General features: G+C 50.5%; 1 protein-coding gene. It reads left to right on the plus strand.

The window, feature by feature from the left end:
- Nucleotides 1-101 precede the first annotated feature (101 nt).
- The coding region (locus GMA8713_RS26400; RefSeq protein ID WP_157515833.1) for a hemagglutinin repeat-containing protein at nt 102-552 on the plus strand (451 nt) is incomplete at its 3' end.

A 552-nucleotide genomic window follows, 5' to 3' on the forward strand; every position in this document is an offset into this window, starting at 1 on the left:
CACCTTCGCTTTAAATTCGGGTGAGTGGTTTCTACGTTTTCTTGTCATCATCTGCTCCAGTCTTTCTGGGGACTATCAAAACAGATCAATCACTTAAAGTCATGTCCGAAAATTGGGGGCCACTTCTCAATGTCTCGTTGACCGCCGGCGGTAATATCACCTCCACAGCAAGTACTATCGCCGCAGACAACAATGCGGCCCTGAAAGCTGAGGGGGACGTATCACTCCTCGCTGCCAACGACAGCGAATATCAATACTCGCGTAAGGAAACCAGTAAATCCTTTGGCTGCAAGAAAGTAGAGATTAATGAATCCCTCAAAGAAACCGTAGTCGGTGCGGACATCAGTGCTGGAAACAACATCACCATTCAGGCTGGAGATGGCTTAACCACGAGTCTGGATGAAAGCGCGGTATCTGTGGTGGGTTCGGCGCTGGACGCGCAAGGTGACGTGACCTTGGTGGCGGATGGTGATGTGACCATTCAGGCGCAGGAATACCGTGAGTTCTCCCGCCACGAAACCATCAAAAAAGGCTTTGGCGGTCTTTCCTCAA

The organism is Grimontia marina, from assembly GCF_900060185.1.
In the GTDB taxonomy this organism is placed as follows: domain Bacteria; phylum Pseudomonadota; class Gammaproteobacteria; order Enterobacterales; family Vibrionaceae; genus Enterovibrio; species Enterovibrio marinus.